General features: G+C 68.1%; 14 protein-coding genes. 8 read left to right on the plus strand and 6 right to left on the minus strand.

All coding sequences use genetic code 11. The annotated features are described in order from the left end of the window. Positions 1 to 59 precede the first annotated feature (59 nt). The gene (locus tag ACIP5Y_RS46190) at positions 60 to 854 is read right to left on the minus strand and encodes an LLM class F420-dependent oxidoreductase (RefSeq protein ID WP_400360167.1); all 795 of its coding nucleotides are present in this window, start codon (positions 852 to 854) and stop codon (positions 60 to 62) included. Between the two features lie 120 nt (positions 855 to 974). Here ACIP5Y_RS46190 and ACIP5Y_RS46195 point away from each other — a divergent pair, with 120 nt between their 5' ends. Beyond that, positions 975 to 2,048 (plus strand): ABC transporter ATP-binding protein, encoded by a 1,074-nt coding sequence (locus ACIP5Y_RS46195; protein ID WP_400360168.1) that lies wholly within the window; start codon positions 975 to 977, stop codon positions 2,046 to 2,048. Positions 2,049 to 2,072: 24 nt separating this feature from the next. Here ACIP5Y_RS46195 and ACIP5Y_RS46200 read toward each other — a convergent pair whose 3' ends face one another. Continuing rightward, entirely contained in the window at positions 2,073 to 2,564 is a 492-nt protein-coding gene (locus ACIP5Y_RS46200; RefSeq protein WP_400360169.1) for a winged helix-turn-helix transcriptional regulator, read from the minus strand. A gap of 159 nt (positions 2,565 to 2,723) precedes the next feature. Here ACIP5Y_RS46200 and ACIP5Y_RS46205 point away from each other — a divergent pair, with 159 nt between their 5' ends. The 5 genes from ACIP5Y_RS46205 (at position 2,724) to ACIP5Y_RS46225 (ending at position 7,900) form a co-directional block, all read left to right on the plus strand. After that, the gene (locus tag ACIP5Y_RS46205; RefSeq protein ID WP_400360170.1) at positions 2,724 to 3,893 is read left to right on the plus strand and encodes a thiolase family protein; all 1,170 of its coding nucleotides are present in this window, start codon (positions 2,724 to 2,726) and stop codon (positions 3,891 to 3,893) included. Positions 3,894 to 3,974: 81 nt separating this feature from the next. After that, positions 3,975 to 4,550 (plus strand): TetR/AcrR family transcriptional regulator, encoded by a 576-nt coding sequence (locus ACIP5Y_RS46210; RefSeq protein WP_400360171.1) that lies wholly within the window; start codon positions 3,975 to 3,977, stop codon positions 4,548 to 4,550. Beyond that, positions 4,547 to 5,581 (plus strand): FAD-dependent monooxygenase, encoded by a 1,035-nt coding sequence (locus tag ACIP5Y_RS46215; RefSeq protein ID WP_400360172.1) that lies wholly within the window; start codon positions 4,547 to 4,549, stop codon positions 5,579 to 5,581. Before ACIP5Y_RS46210 ends, ACIP5Y_RS46215 begins: the two co-directional genes overlap by 4 nt. Before the next feature lie 2 nt (positions 5,582 to 5,583). Next, complete coding sequence (locus ACIP5Y_RS46220; RefSeq protein ID WP_400360173.1) at positions 5,584 to 6,405, plus strand: alpha/beta fold hydrolase; 822 nt, start codon at positions 5,584 to 5,586, stop codon at positions 6,403 to 6,405. A 70-nt stretch (positions 6,406 to 6,475) separates the two neighbouring features. Further along, on the plus strand, positions 6,476 to 7,900 hold the full coding sequence (locus ACIP5Y_RS46225) for an MFS transporter (RefSeq protein ID WP_400360174.1): 1,425 nt from the start codon (positions 6,476 to 6,478) through the stop codon (positions 7,898 to 7,900). On the opposite strand, the gene ACIP5Y_RS46230 is transcribed toward ACIP5Y_RS46225, so the two are convergent. Both ACIP5Y_RS46230 and ACIP5Y_RS46235 read right to left on the minus strand, forming a co-directional pair. Further along, positions 7,884 to 8,225: a hypothetical protein gene (locus tag ACIP5Y_RS46230; protein ID WP_400360175.1), complete on the minus strand. Its 342-nt coding sequence runs from the start codon at positions 8,223 to 8,225 to the stop codon at positions 7,884 to 7,886. The genes ACIP5Y_RS46225 and ACIP5Y_RS46230 overlap by 17 nt on opposite strands. A gap of 90 nt (positions 8,226 to 8,315) precedes the next feature. Then, positions 8,316 to 8,708, minus strand: coding sequence for a hypothetical protein (locus ACIP5Y_RS46235; RefSeq protein WP_400360176.1), 393 nt, complete (start codon positions 8,706 to 8,708; stop codon positions 8,316 to 8,318). A gap of 1,098 nt (positions 8,709 to 9,806) precedes the next feature. On the opposite strand from ACIP5Y_RS46235, the gene ACIP5Y_RS46240 reads away from it, so the two are divergent. After that, positions 9,807 to 10,787: an o-succinylbenzoate synthase gene (locus ACIP5Y_RS46240; protein ID WP_400360177.1), complete on the plus strand. Its 981-nt coding sequence runs from the start codon at positions 9,807 to 9,809 to the stop codon at positions 10,785 to 10,787. A 7-nt stretch (positions 10,788 to 10,794) separates the two neighbouring features. Here the strand turns inward: ACIP5Y_RS46240 and ACIP5Y_RS46245 are convergent, their stop codons facing one another. Then, entirely contained in the window at positions 10,795 to 11,307 is a 513-nt protein-coding gene (locus tag ACIP5Y_RS46245) for a TIGR04338 family metallohydrolase (RefSeq protein ID WP_400360178.1), read from the minus strand. A 17-nt stretch (positions 11,308 to 11,324) separates the two neighbouring features. Continuing rightward, positions 11,325 to 12,164: a DUF2786 domain-containing protein gene (locus tag ACIP5Y_RS46250; RefSeq protein ID WP_400360179.1), complete on the minus strand. Its 840-nt coding sequence runs from the start codon at positions 12,162 to 12,164 to the stop codon at positions 11,325 to 11,327. Positions 12,165 to 12,311: 147 nt separating this feature from the next. Between ACIP5Y_RS46250 and ACIP5Y_RS46255 the strand changes: the two genes are divergently transcribed. Next, entirely contained in the window at positions 12,312 to 13,616 is a 1,305-nt protein-coding gene (locus ACIP5Y_RS46255; protein ID WP_400360180.1) for an ABC transporter substrate-binding protein, read from the plus strand. Positions 13,617 to 13,707 lie beyond the last annotated feature (91 nt).

Below are 13,707 nucleotides of genomic sequence, written 5' to 3' on the forward strand. Positions count from 1 at the left end.
GCACCCTAATGGGTGTGCGCCGGGAGCGAGCGCGGCCCGCTACCGACTCCGGGTCTCGATCAGGCGATATCCGCCACCGACTCCGGATTGAACGAGTCCCGCCAGCGCACCGCCTCCGCGACCCTGGTCAGGTCGTAGTTCGGGCCGCCCTCGCCGACCGTGAACAGCGTGGCGCCCGCCGCCACGAACTCCGGCGCCCGCTCCGCACCCGGCCAGTCCACCGACTTCTCGATGCGCGACGCATCCGTGCCGACCTCCGCGCAGTGCTCGGCCAGAATCCCCGACTTGCGCGTCAGGTCGTCGAGCTTGGCGAAGCTGTGCCAGATGTGCGCGTACTGGGCCACCAGGCGCAGCGTCTTCTGCTCGCCGCCACCGCCGATGAGGATCGGAATCTCTCGCACGGGTTGCGGATTCAGCTTGGCCAGGCGATCGGCGATGCGCGCCATCGACTCCTTCAACAGGGCGAGACGGCTTCCCGCAGTGCCGAATTCGTACCCGTACCGGTCGTAGTCCTTCTCGAACCAGCCCGCGCCGATACCCAGAATCAGGCGCCCGTCACTGATGTGATCGACCGTCCGGGCCATGTCCGCCAACAGATCCGGGTTCCGGTACCCACCGCCGGTGACCAGTGCGCCGAGCTCCACCCGCTCCGTCTGCTCGGCGATCGCGCCGAGCATGGTCCAGCACTCGAAGTGCGCACCCTCCGGGTCTCCGTACAGCGGATAGAAGTGGTCCCAGTTGAAGACGATGTCCACCCCGATGTCCTCGGCCCGCCGCACCGCATCCCGGATCAAGCCATAGTTCGGGGCGTGTTGCGGTTGCAGCTGGACTCCGATACGAACCGGTCGGCTCATGAAAGCGCTCCTAGGTTTCGGTGATCGCTGCGGCCCATTCTGCCCTTCCGATAGAGTCTTCGCCGACCCTCTACTTCGGATCGTCCGGCACGTTCCTGCCGGTGAAGGGATGTGTTCATCGTGGCTACGGTGACCTTCGACCAGGCCTCCCGGCTGTACCCGGGCTCGGCAAAACCCGCAGTCGACGCGCTCGAACTGGAGATCGCCGATGGCGAATTCCTCGTTCTCGTCGGTCCTTCCGGATGCGGGAAATCCACTTCCCTGCGCATGCTCGCCGGCCTCGAGGAGGTGAGCGCGGGCCGCATCCTCATCGGCGAGAAGGACGTCACCAACGCCGAACCCAAGGAACGCGATATCGCCATGGTGTTCCAGAACTACGCGCTCTACCCCCACATGAGCGTCGCCGAGAACATGGGCTTCGCCCTCAAAATGGCGAAGGTCTCCAAAGACGAACGCCAGCAACGCGTCCTCGAGGCCGCCAAACTCCTCGACCTCGAGCCCTACCTGGACCGCAAACCCAAGGCGCTGTCCGGTGGCCAGCGCCAGCGCGTCGCCATGGGCCGCGCCATCGTGCGCCAGCCGCAGGTGTTCCTCATGGACGAGCCGCTGTCCAACCTGGACGCCAAACTGCGCGTGCAGACCCGCACCCAGATCGCCCAGCTGCAACGCCGCCTCGGCACCACCACCGTCTACGTCACCCACGACCAGGTCGAGGCCATGACCATGGGCGACCGCGTCGCCGTGCTCAAAGACGGCTTGCTGCAACAGTGCGCCGCACCGCGCGACCTGTACCGCGATCCGGCCAACCTGTTCGTCGCCGGGTTCATGGGCTCACCCGCCATGAACCTGTTCACCCTCCCGGTACAGACCGGCGGCAGCGTCACCCTCGGCGGCTGCCCGCTGCCGCTGCCCCGTTCGGTGGCCGCGGCCACCGGGGACGAGGTCGTGGTCGGCATCCGGCCCGAGCACCTCGAGGTGGTCGGCAACGGGGCGGGCATCGCCATGGAGGTGGACGTGGTGGAGGAACTCGGCTCCGACGCCTACATCTACGGCCGCACCCTCGGCGACGGGGAAACCATTGTGGCGCGCGCGGATTGGCGCAATCCGCCGGCCAAGGGAGACACGCTCACCCTGACCGCCGATGCGGAGCACACCTACTTCTTCGCACCCGAGGACGGGCGCCGCCTGAACTGAGCCCGGCGCACGACCGGCGTCGCCCTACTGCGTGGGGCGGCGCCAGTTCTTGTTCAACCGGATGCGCAGTTCGTCCACGGACAGTTCGTTTCCCGCCGCGCCGCGGACCTCCACCCGGACGGGTTCACCGGTCGCGTCCTCGAGCCGTTCGAGCGGGGGCGTGCCGCCCTGCAGGTACTTGTCACCCCACTGCCACAGCGACATCACCACGGGCAGCAGATCCAAACCCATCGGGGTGAGGATGTATTCGCTCCGCGTGCGCTTGCCCTCCTCCTGATACGGCCGCTTCTCCAGCACGCCGGCCTCGGTGAGCTTCTTCAGTGCGCTCGACGCGGCGGCATCGGTGATGCCCACGCGGGTGGCGAACCCGTCGAAGCGGGTGACGCCGTAGTAGGCCTCGCGCAGGATGAGGATCGCCGACCGGGTGCCGACGATGTCCAGCGCCTTGGCCACCGAGCATTCCTCGGGTTTCCATGCGCTCAGGTCACTGAGCTTTCCTTCCAGCACGATCGACATGGCGTACATCATACCTCCTCTGACTTGCGTGAACTATGGCCAGGTGTAATCTGACTATAGAGCAAAGAAGCTAGCCGCTTACCGGTTCCAGTGGGGGCTCCGGGGGATACCCCCGGAACACTCCTCGGTCCGGCGCGGCACGCGCTGAAGGGATCAGCCATGAGAGACGCAGTCATCGTCGAAGCCGTACGTACGCCGATCGGCAAGGGGAAGGCGAACGGCGCGCTGCACGGAGTGCATCCGTCCGACCTGTTCGCGCACAGCCTGCGAGAGATCGTGCGGCGCACCGAGATCGACCCCGTATTGATCGACGATGTGATCGGTGGGATCGTCACCGCCGTCGGTGAGCAGGGCTCCAACCTCACCCGCCGTGCGGCACTCGCCGCGGGATATCCCGAATCCGTGCCCGCTACCACCGTCGATCGGCAGTGTGGCAGCAGCCAGCAGGCCATCCACTTCGCCGCCCAGGGCGTCATCTCCGGGGCCTACGACATCGTGGTCGCCGGCGGCGTGGAATCCATGAGCCGGGTTCCCATGGGCGCCAACCTGATCGGCGCGGAAGACATCGCGGGCGTCGGCTTCGCCGAACGCTACCCCGAAGGACTCGTACCCCAGGGCATCAGCGCCGAACTCATCGCCGCCAAATGGGGGCTGACCCGCACCCAGCTCGACGAGTTCTCCCTCGCCAGCCACGAAAAAGCCGCCGCCGCAACCAAGAACGGCTCCTTCGAAGCCCAGCTGGCGCCGCTCGCGGGACTGGACGCCGACGAAGGCATCCGGCTCGGCAGCACCCTGGAAACCCTCGGCAAGCTGCGCCCCGCGTTCTACAGCGACGAGATGGCCGCCCGCTTCCCGCAGATCGGCTGGCACATCACCGCCGCCAACTCCAGCCAGGTCAATGACGGCAGCTCCGCGGTCCTCATCATGACCAGCGAACGCGCCGCCCAGCTCGGCCTGCGCCCGCTCGCCCGGCTGCACAGCTTCGCCGTCGCCGGCGACGATCCCCTGCTGATGCTGACCGCGGTCATCCCGGCAACGCGGAAGGTGTTGCAGAAGGCCGGTTTACAGCTGTCCGACATCGACCTGTTCGAGGTGAACGAGGCGTTCGCGTCGGTGGTACTGGCCTGGGCCGCCGACACCGGCGCAGACCTGAGCAAGGTCAATGTCAACGGCGGGGCAATTGCCCTGGGCCACCCGCTCGGCGCCAGCGGATCGCGCCTGACCACCACGCTCGTCCACGCCATGCACGAACGCGGCGCCCGCTACGGCCTCCAAACCATGTGCGAGGCGGGCGGCCTGTCCAACGCCATGATCCTGGAAAGCCTCTGAACTCCCTGCTTGCGAAACGGAAGATGTTGACACGCAACCCTTCCTACTGAACGATACTGTATCGTACAGAAGGGAGGGCCCGTGGCCCGAGGCAAAGAACGTGAGGATGCGATCCTTGCGGCAACCGTGGAACTGGTCGGCCGGGTCGGCTACGACGCCTTGACCATGGACGCGATCGCCACGCATGCCAAAGCCAGCAAGATGACGATCTACCGCCGCTGGCGCAACAAGCCGGAACTGGTCAAGGCCGCCCTCGACGCCCATGACGCCGAACACAACTCGACCGTTCCGGACACCGGCACCCTGCGCGGGGACCTGATCGCCGTCATGCGAGCGCAGCGTGACCTGGCCACCGAACCGTATATCGCGATGATCAGCGGGTTGATCGCCGCGGCGCGGCACGACCAGGATCTGGCCGCCGCACTGCGTGAGCACGTCGAGAACCAGGAACTGTCGCCGTTTCTGGCGACATTGCGCCGCGCTGTCGCCCGCGGCGACCTGCCCACCGACACCGACACCGAACTGGTGCACGACGTGGCGGAGGCAATGATCCAGCGCCAGTTCCAGATCGGCGCCGCGTTCGATGAGCACTTCATCGTCCGCGTCGTCGACGACGTGCTCCTGGTACTGCTCGGACAGGGGCGAAGCCGATCATGACCGTGCTCATCGCCGGCGCCGGACCGACCGGATCGACCCTGGCCTGCGAGCTCGCCCGCCGGAACATCCCTTGCCGGGTCATCGACAAGGCGTCGCGACTGTTCCCCGGTTCCCGCGGCAAGGGACTGACACCGCGCACCCAGGAGGTGTTCGAGGACCTCGGCGTACTCGGGGCCGTGCGCGCCGCGGGCATACCCTTCCCCGAATTCCGGATGTACTCCGGACACGAAATCGTCTCCGAGCGCACCCTTTCCGAGATGCTCGGCATCGAGCCACCGGTACCGACGGAGGCCACGCCGTACCCGGATCTGTGGCTGCTCCCGCAGTGGCAGACCGACCGGATTCTGCACGACCGGTTCACCGAACTCGGGGGCAGCGTCGAGTTCGACACCGAACTGACCGGATTCACCCAGCACGACGACGCGGTGACCGCCGCCCTCGTACACCACGATCGGATCGAACACTTCCGGGCGGGCTACCTTGTCGGCGCCGACGGCGGGCGCAGCACGGTCCGCAAGGCCCTGGACGTCGGATTCGCGGGCGAGGCCTTCGACACCGAACGCACCCTCATCGGCGACGTCCGCGCCGACGGTCTGGACGGCGAGTTCTGGGGCCAGGGCCTGAACACCAGCGTGCAGGACGCCTACAACCTCGGCTGGAAAATGGCCGCCGTACTGGCAGGCGCACCGGACGCACTCCTCGACACGTACCAGGACGAGCGGCTACCGGTCGCTGCACACGTCTTGGGCATCACCACCGCCACCCATCGAGCGAACTTCCGGACGCCCGTCGAGCAGGCGCCGGCGATCCATCAACTCGACATCAATTACCGCAGTGGACCATTGGCGGTCGACGATCGCCCCGTACCCGGCCGGCTACAAGCGGGCGACCGAGCGCCCGACGCCTACGACATCGATGACGGCAGTTACGTATTGGTCCGGCCGGACGGCTACATCGGCGTCATCACACCATCCGTCGCGAGGCTCGCACACTACCTCGACCGGTTCTCCACGCTACGAGCTTCGAGGTAATCGTGCAGACACAAACCGCTGTTTCGCCGGATGGCACAGCAATCAGCTATACGAGTCGCGGCGGTGGCCCCGGACTTGTCATCGTGCCCGGCCTGGGGCGAATGGCGCACCACTACAACGACTTGGCCGATCTCCTGGCAATCGACTTCACCACCTACGTCATCGAGCGGCGCGGTCGTGGCGAAAGCGGCGGCCAAGGCGAAAACTATTGTATCGAGCGAGAAGCCGAGGATGTCCGGTCGCTGCTGCGAGAGACAGGAACGACGCGCCTGTTCGGGCACAGCTATGGCGGTCTGATCGGTCTTCATGCCGTACTCGAGGGGTGCTCACTCGAGCAGCTCGCCGTCTACGACCCCGGCGTCTCCGTCAACGGCTCAATTCCGGAGGAGTGGTGGCCGGGCTTCGAAAAGGCGTACAGACACGGCGATTCGGTCACCGCACAGGCGCTGATGCTGCGCGGCCTGCGATTGAATGCATTGTGCACCTTGCCTTTACCGCTCGTAAAGCTGCTGGCGCGCTTGATTCTGACCGGCAAGGACGGCGCGGAGAACACCGCCGTCATGACCACTTTCAGCGCGGAATTGCGAGAAATATTCCGCCTCGACTCAACAGGCGAGAGATACAAAAGCGTCACAGTGCCCACGCTGCTGACGGGAGGAGCGAAGAGCCCCGACTACTTCCGAACCGCATTGGACGCGTTGCAGAGCTACCTCCCCGACGCACAGCGGGTATCGATTCCGAAGCTCGAGCACAACGCTCCCGACCTCAATGCTCCACGAGTGATCGCCGAACATCTCAGGAGCTTTTTCCTGGCGACACCATGACGATTGCCCGGTCTCGTCCTGTAACACACTTCGGCGGGCGCCGAAGGGTTATCGGACGAGACTGAGGAACATGACCGCACCGGCGCTCCCACTGGACAGCCCCCACCGCACCCGACCCGGCCGAGTACTCACGGTGATGTGCGCCGGCATGTTCCTGGTGCTGCTGGACGTCACCATCGTCAATGTCGCGCTGCCGAGCATCGGCCACGATCTGCGCGCCGACGTGTCCATGCTGCAGTGGGTGGTCGACGGGTACGCCGTGGCCATCGCGAGCATGCTGCTGGCGGGCGGCGCCATCGGTGACCGGATCGGGCACCGGCGGGTGCTGCTCGCCGGATTCGCGATCTTCGGTATCGCCTCACTGCTGTGCGCGATCGCGCCGGCGATCGGTGTGCTCATCGGTGCGCGGATCGCACAGGGCGTCGGCGGCGCGCTCCTGCTGCCGAGCACGATGGCGGTCATCGTCGACGTGTTTCCGACCCGCGCGGAGCAGGCGCGCGCACTCGGCACCTGGGCCGCGTTCTCCTCGCTGGCGCTACCCGCCGGCCCCCTGCTGGGCGGGTTGCTGACCGACTCGCTCGGCTGGCGGTTCGTGTTCTGGATCAATGTGCCGCTGACCGTGATCGCGGTGATCGCCGCGCTGATCGTGGTGCCCGCGCAGACCGTCCACGTGCGCGGCGGCAGGTTCGATGCGGCCGGACTCGCCGGCTTCGTCATCGGTCTGGGCGCGCTGGTGTTCACCATCATCTCGATCGGCCATCATGCGGGCCTGCCCACCATCGCGGCGGCGGCCGTCGTCACCGTCCTGGCGCTCGCCGGCACGGTGTATGCCGAAGTGCGCCACCCGCATCCGATCCTGCCGCTGGACCTGTTGCGCCACCGCGCATTCCTCAGCCCCAATGTCGTCGCCCTGACGATGAACATGATCTTCAACGGCTCACTGTTCGTCGTCATGCTGTATCTGCAGGACATGCGGCACTTTTCGGCACTCGTCTCCGGGCTCATGGTGCTGCCGCTCGCGATTCCGCTCATCGCGCTCGCACCGGTGTCCGGACGACTCACCGCGCATTACGGCCCGCGGGTTTCCGTGGCCTGCGGCTGCGTCATCGCCGCGATCGGTGCGCTGGCACTGACACAACTCGGCGCGCACAGCGGAATCGGCTGGCTCATCGCCGGATTCCTGCTGCTCGGCTGCGGCGCGGGCCTGATCACCGCCTCGGTGGTGGCCGCCGTCGTGCGGGCGACCCCGGAGGATCGCTCCGGGCTCGCGACCGGGGTGTCCAACACCGCACGTCAGATCGGAACCGCAAGTGGCGTGGCCATATTCGGCGCCATCGCGGGCACGCCGGCCTCGAGCCACTTCATCGGCGGCATCCATCTGCTCGCGATCATCGCCGCGGCACTGTGGGCCGGCGCGCTCATCGTCACGCTGACCGGCATCGAAATGCGGCCGGCGGCCCGAGCCCGGAAGCCGCTCGTCAAATCGACACCATGATGATCGCCGCCAGCAACCCCACCACCCAGGCCTCCGCCAGCATCGGGAACGCCAGCAACGCAGTGCGCCAAGCCCGCTGCCGCCAATGCACCGCCCGCAGCACCCACATCGGCACCAGCAACAGCGTCACCGCGATCCCTACCCATGCCACCGCATAAGCGAACGGCAGATACCGCGGATCCCCACTGCTCCCCTGCACCAACCCCCGATACTCCGGCACAATCCCCGCCACCACCCAGGCAGCCGCCACCGCCACCAGGTAAATCACCCCGGCCACAATGACATCCGCCCAGTCCACCGGCGGTTTCCACCACTCCTCCGCCACCTCCCCAGAATGCCCGCCCCACCACCACCCGACACGTCACGAATGAGACCACCTGCGGCACAAGCCCACCGCACCCGTGGCCGGAGCAGATCAGCCGGCGGCGTTGCCGATCAGGAGATGCCCTACCCCGCCGCAGATCAGGACGACCGGAATCGCCAGGGCGGGCCAGACCCAGGCGCGACGCCCCGTCATGGCCGCCACCGACGCGATCACCAGGGCGGACATCAGCGCCAAAGCCATTCCGCCGCCGCCGATCAGCAGACCCCACAGCGCGGAGGCAGCCGGTTTGATCGCCTCGCACTGCACGGTGAAATCACGCTTCGCCGAACAACGGTTGTGCACCAGCCCGAATGCCTTACCGAACAGGTCATACGCAAACCCCGCCGTCGCCGCGACAGCGACCACATACAGCACCGCCGACAGCAGAACATCATTCCGCCGCACCGACTTCTTCGCGACCTGCGCCGCACCTCCCCGGCTCACCCCGCCACCGTCAGCGCCGTCCGCCGGCCCCGACAGCGAGCGCCGCACAGTCTCTTCCGCATCGTCGGAAGCGACGCCGTAGGCCGACTCCCCCTGTTGCTGCACGGCTGCCGGCCACTCCGGAGCCGACTGCCCCAGCGCCTGCCCGCCATACCCACCCGCAGCACCTTGGCCACCTGCACCACCCGGTCCACTCGAACCGACCGGTCGCGGCGGACGCACCTCCCCACCCGAATGCGGTGACTGCCCCGCCGGCGGAAACCCCTGCCCGGTCGAATACCCCTGCGGCCCAGGACCGGACGGCCGCCCGGCACCATCCGCGGGCGACTGCCCGCCACCACCGGATCCCGGCCCGAAGCCCGGCCCCGGACCACGCCGATCGACCGGACCGCCCACAGCCTGCGCGCCCCCGCCACCCGGATTGCGCTGCGGCGCAGGGCCGGACGATCGCCCCGGGCCCCCCGGTAGCCGTCCCGGCGCACCTGGACCCGGGACAAAGCCCTGGCCGGAGGGGTACGGATCAGATCCTGGACCGGGCGCAAACGCCGGGCCGGAGCCACGCCGATCAGGCGGACCACCCATAGCCTGAGCGCCCCCGCCACCCGGGCCGCGCCGATCGAACTGGCCGCCCGGAGCGGGCGGCAGGCCATCCGGTCCTGGATTCTGTTGCTGTGGCGGACCACCAGGACGCGGTGGGCCGGGCGGGAGGCCTGGGCCGCCCTGCCGAGCGGGTCCGCCGGGTGGTTGTGGGGCCGGGCCGCCCGGGAATGGGGGCCTGGCGGGATTGCGCGCTTGTAGCGGATCCTCCGGCACGCCCTGATCGCCCGGTGGCGGGGCGACGGGCTGGGGTGGGGTGGCGGGGGGTGGGGAATTGTCCGGACCGGTGCGGCGCGCTTCGTTCGGCGGGTTCATGACTGGCCTGGCTCCCCCATGTAGATCCAACTCTCACCGAAAGTCTGACCGTGTCCACCGCTGCCCGCCACCCCATTCGGCACTTCGAGGTCGCCTGGCGCTCATGGTGGGGCTTCCCGGCGAATGCTTCGGTGCGAGCCCGGCGACCTTCGAAGCCGGCCTCGGGCGGGGCGTAGGGTCCGGGGCATGAGCGGGAACTCGGAGGGTCCGGATTTCGAGCGGGCCGTCGTCTACGCCATTCCCCTGCGGACTCGGTTTCGCGGAATCATGGTGCGGGAGGGGATGTTGATTCCCGGGCCGCTCGGGTGGGGAGAGTTCTGCGCCTTCCCCGAGTACGACGATCGGGAAGCGGCGGCCTGGCTGGCGACCGCGGTGGAACAGGCGACGGTGGGATGGCCGGAGCCGGTGCGGGATCGGATACCGGTGAACTGCATCGTGCCCGCCGTGGGACCGGAACGGGCATACGAGATCGTGGCGGCATCGGGATGCCGTACGGCCAAGGTCAAGGTCGCCGACCATCTCGGCTCGCTGCACGAAGACCTGGACCGGGTGGCGGCGGCCCGCGCTGCCCTCGGGCCCGGTGGCGCGGTGCGCATCGACGCCAATGCGGTGTGGGATGTCGAGACGGCCGTGGATCGGATCAAGCAGATCGACCGGGCCGCAGGCGGTTTGGAATACGTCGAGCAACCCTGCCGCACCGTCGAGGAGCTGGCGGCCGTGCGGCGGCGCGTGGAGGTGCGGATCGCCGCGGACGAATCCATCCGCCGGGCCGAGGATCCCCTGCGCGTCGCGGTGGCCGGTGCGGCCGATGTGGCGGTCCTGAAGTGCACTCCGCTGGGCGGCGTCCGCCGCGCGCTCCGGGTCGCCGCGGCTGCCGGACTGCCCTGCCTGGTCTCCTCCGCGCTGGAGACCAGCGTCGGCCTGTCCGCGCAGATCGCCTTGGCCGCAAGCCTTCCCGAGCTCGACTTCGCCTGCGGCCTGGACACCCTGTCCCTGCTCACCGGGGATGTGGTCACCGAGCCGCTGCGCCCGGTCGACGGCTTCCTCCCGGTGTCCCGCACCGCCCCAACACCCGATCCGGAGCTACTGGACCGCTACCGCCATCCCGACCCGGAACGCACCGATTGGTGGCGGCAGCGACTGGCCCGCGTCCGCGAGCTCCTCTAGCCGGCGGTCAGGCGATGCGCACGCCGCAGGAGTACATGGTGGTGCGGAGCAGCAGGGCTGCCTCGGGGCCGATGATGCCGTCCGCCAATTCCAGGTAGCGGGAACAGAATTCGGGGCCGTGCGGGGCGTGATCGGAGTGGTCCGAGTCGAGATGGTGGGCCAATTCGTGCAGGATCACCAATTCGCGCAGCGCCCAGGCTTTCCCGTGCGCGTGCAGCGGGACCGCGAGCGTCGCCCCGTCGTGCTCGTAGTGGGCGGCCGTGGCCCCGGCGCGGGGGCGGACGTGCACCGGTAGCGCGGCCCGCTCCCACTGCCCGCACACCCAGTTCAGGGCGAGCACCCGATCCGCGTACGTCTGCACCGATGCCACCGAGGCGAACTTCCGCTCCACCGGCAGCGTCAGCTGGGACCCGTGCAATTCCACGGTGCGGGCCCCGTATTCGTCGGCCCGGTCGAACATGCCGCGCACCAGGATCTCCGCGTCGTAGACCCGCGAACGCTGCGTATCGCGCGGACTCATCGCGACTTCACGCGAATTCACTCGGCGCCACGCGCGAGTTGGCCGCGCGCCGCACCCAATTCGGGTGAGTTGCCCAGGCGCGCCGCCCGGCCCGCCCGATCCCCCGCCCGGCGCGCGGCCGCCGAGTACCCGGCCGAGGCCTGCGGCCCGCGCCAGGTGCCGCGCGCCTCGGACGTGCGGCCGTAGAAGTCGGTGAGTTCGAGTTCCTTGTTGCGCAGGGCGAGCGCGGTGCCGGTGGGCACGATGCCCTCGCTCTCGGAGCGCACGGCCTCGGTTTCCACCTCCGCCTTCACCTCGGCCAGCCGCTGACCCACCCGGGCCGCGAACGCCATCTGGAAGTTCAGGCGCGCCGTCACCGCCGCGACCGGAGCATTCACCTTGCGCTGCACCGGACGCCCCCAGCGGGTTTCGGTGACCAGCTTCTCGGTGGTGGCCGACCGATAGGACCCCGACTTGATGTACTGGTCGGAGGCCCGGACCATCTGGATCAGCAGGCTGGTGTACAGCGCCTCGCAGGTGTCGATATCGGTGTCGAAACCGTAGGCGTACACGGTCGTCGAGGTGCGCGCGACATCGCAGCGCACATCATTGGCCGAGGCGATGGCCACGAACAATTGCACATAGGTGCGCAGCCCCTTCTTCCCCGGCTCCCCGATCGGAATGACCCGCTGCACCGGCGTCGGCCGGCGCTCCCGATGCGCGATATGCGCACGCGCCACCGCCAGGTCGATGGAGGACCGCGTCGCCAGCTTCTGTGCGGCCGCCAGGAACGCTTCCGCCTCATGCTCGTTATCGGTGGATTCGGCCTGGCGCAGCAGTCCGCCGATTCTCGTCAGCATCTTGTCCTGAGAAGACATCGGCACCCAGCCTAGCTGGGCCGATGCCCGCGGTCACGAGCGTGAAGACCGAGGTAGTCACGGCAAGGGGTGGATCCACCATGTATCTTCCCTTGTGCAACCGGCTGGGTGTGCTGCCTCTCACGTCTCGACCCTGGAGTATCCGCGATGGCTTTGAAGAAGGTGTCGTCCCTACGATCGTCGCTCGTACCGCGCGCCGCTGTTGCGGTGTCCGCCGCTGCGCTGCTGACCGCGGGCTTCGCCGCCGGCTGCTCGAGCAGCAGCAGCGGAAGCAATGCGATCTCGCAGGGCCTGACCGGCCGCGGGCCGATCACCTACGTCGAGGGCAAGGACACCACCGAAACCGGTGCGGTCAAACAGCTGATCGACCGCTGGAACTCCTCGCACCCGAACGAGAAGGTGACGTTCAAGGAGCAGTCGAACGACGCCTCCCAGCAGTACGACGATCTCAAGCAGCACATGCAGGCCAAGTCCGCCGACTACGACGTGGTCGCCCTGGACGTGCCGTGGACCGCCGAGTTCGCCGCCAAGGGCTGGATCCAGCCGCTGAAGGACTCCTTCGCGCTGGACACCTCCACCCTGCTGTCGCCGCCGGTCGCGTCCGCCACCTACAACGGCACCCTCTACGCGGCGCCCCGTAACACCAACGGCGGCCTGCTGTTCTACCGCAAGGACCTGGTTCCCGAACCCCCGAAGACCTGGGCCGAACTGATGGCCGACTGCCCGAAGGCCAAGGACGCCGGAATCGGCTGCTACGCCGGGCAATTCGCCCCCTACGAGGGTCTGACCGTGAACACCGCCGAGGCCATCAACGCCTTCGGCGGCAGCTTCGTCGGCCCCGACGGCAAGACCCCCACCGTGAACAGCGCCCAGGCGCGGCAGGGCCTGCAGACCCTGGTCGACGCCTACAAGGACGGCGACATCCCGAAGGAAGCCATCTCCTTCAAGGAGCCCGAGGCGCAGAACGCCTTCGAGACCGGCAAGCTGCTGTTCATGCGGAACTGGCCGTCCGCCTTCGGTGACGTCGGCTCCGACGCCTCCGCGGTGAAGGACAAGTTCGGTGTCGCCCCGCTGCCCGGCAAGGACGGCATCGGCGCCTCCACCCTCGGTGGCTACAACGCCGCCATCAGCGCCTTCTCCAAGAACAAGGCCACCGGCCTGGACTTCCTGCGCTACCTGATCAGCGAGGACGCCCAGCACATCGTCGCCTCCGGCGCGCTGCCCTCGGTCCGCGCCTCGGTCTACGACGATCCGGCCCTGATCGCGAAGATGCCGTACCTGCCCGCGCTGAAGGACTCCATCGCCTCCGCCGTGCCGCGGCCGGTGACCCCCTTCTACCCCGCCGTGTCGAAGGCCATCCAGGACAACGCTTATGCTGCGATGACCGGAACCAAGTCCGTCGACGACGCCATCGTGGGCATGCAGAAGGGCATCGAAACCGCCGGTTCGTAGGAACGCTGTAAGCCGAGTCAGGCCCGTAGGAGAGAAAAAGGTGTCACGTCCTTCGGGAGCGACCGACGTCGCGCGGCCCGATCTGCCGGAG

The organism is Nocardia sp. NPDC088792, from assembly GCF_044750615.1.
GTDB lineage: Bacteria > Actinomycetota > Actinomycetes > Mycobacteriales > Mycobacteriaceae > Nocardia.

Coding starts and splice junctions, on each gene's coding strand:
- ACIP5Y_RS46190 (WP_400360167.1), bottom strand. CDS start 854: ATGAGCCGACCGGTTCGTATCGGAGTCCAGCTGCAACCGCAACACGCC.
- ACIP5Y_RS46200 (WP_400360169.1), bottom strand. CDS start 2,564: ATGTCGATCGTGCTGGAAGGAAAGCTCAGTGACCTGAGCGCATGGAAA.
- ACIP5Y_RS46205 (WP_400360170.1), top strand. CDS start 2,724: ATGAGAGACGCAGTCATCGTCGAAGCCGTACGTACGCCGATCGGCAAG.
- ACIP5Y_RS46215 (WP_400360172.1), top strand. CDS start 4,547: ATGACCGTGCTCATCGCCGGCGCCGGACCGACCGGATCGACCCTGGCC.
- ACIP5Y_RS46225 (WP_400360174.1), top strand. CDS start 6,476: ATGACCGCACCGGCGCTCCCACTGGACAGCCCCCACCGCACCCGACCC.
- ACIP5Y_RS46240 (WP_400360177.1), top strand. CDS start 9,807: ATGAGCGGGAACTCGGAGGGTCCGGATTTCGAGCGGGCCGTCGTCTAC.
- ACIP5Y_RS46245 (WP_400360178.1), bottom strand. CDS start 11,307: ATGAGTCCGCGCGATACGCAGCGTTCGCGGGTCTACGACGCGGAGATC.
- ACIP5Y_RS46250 (WP_400360179.1), bottom strand. CDS start 12,164: ATGTCTTCTCAGGACAAGATGCTGACGAGAATCGGCGGACTGCTGCGC.
- ACIP5Y_RS46255 (WP_400360180.1), top strand. CDS start 12,312: ATGGCTTTGAAGAAGGTGTCGTCCCTACGATCGTCGCTCGTACCGCGC.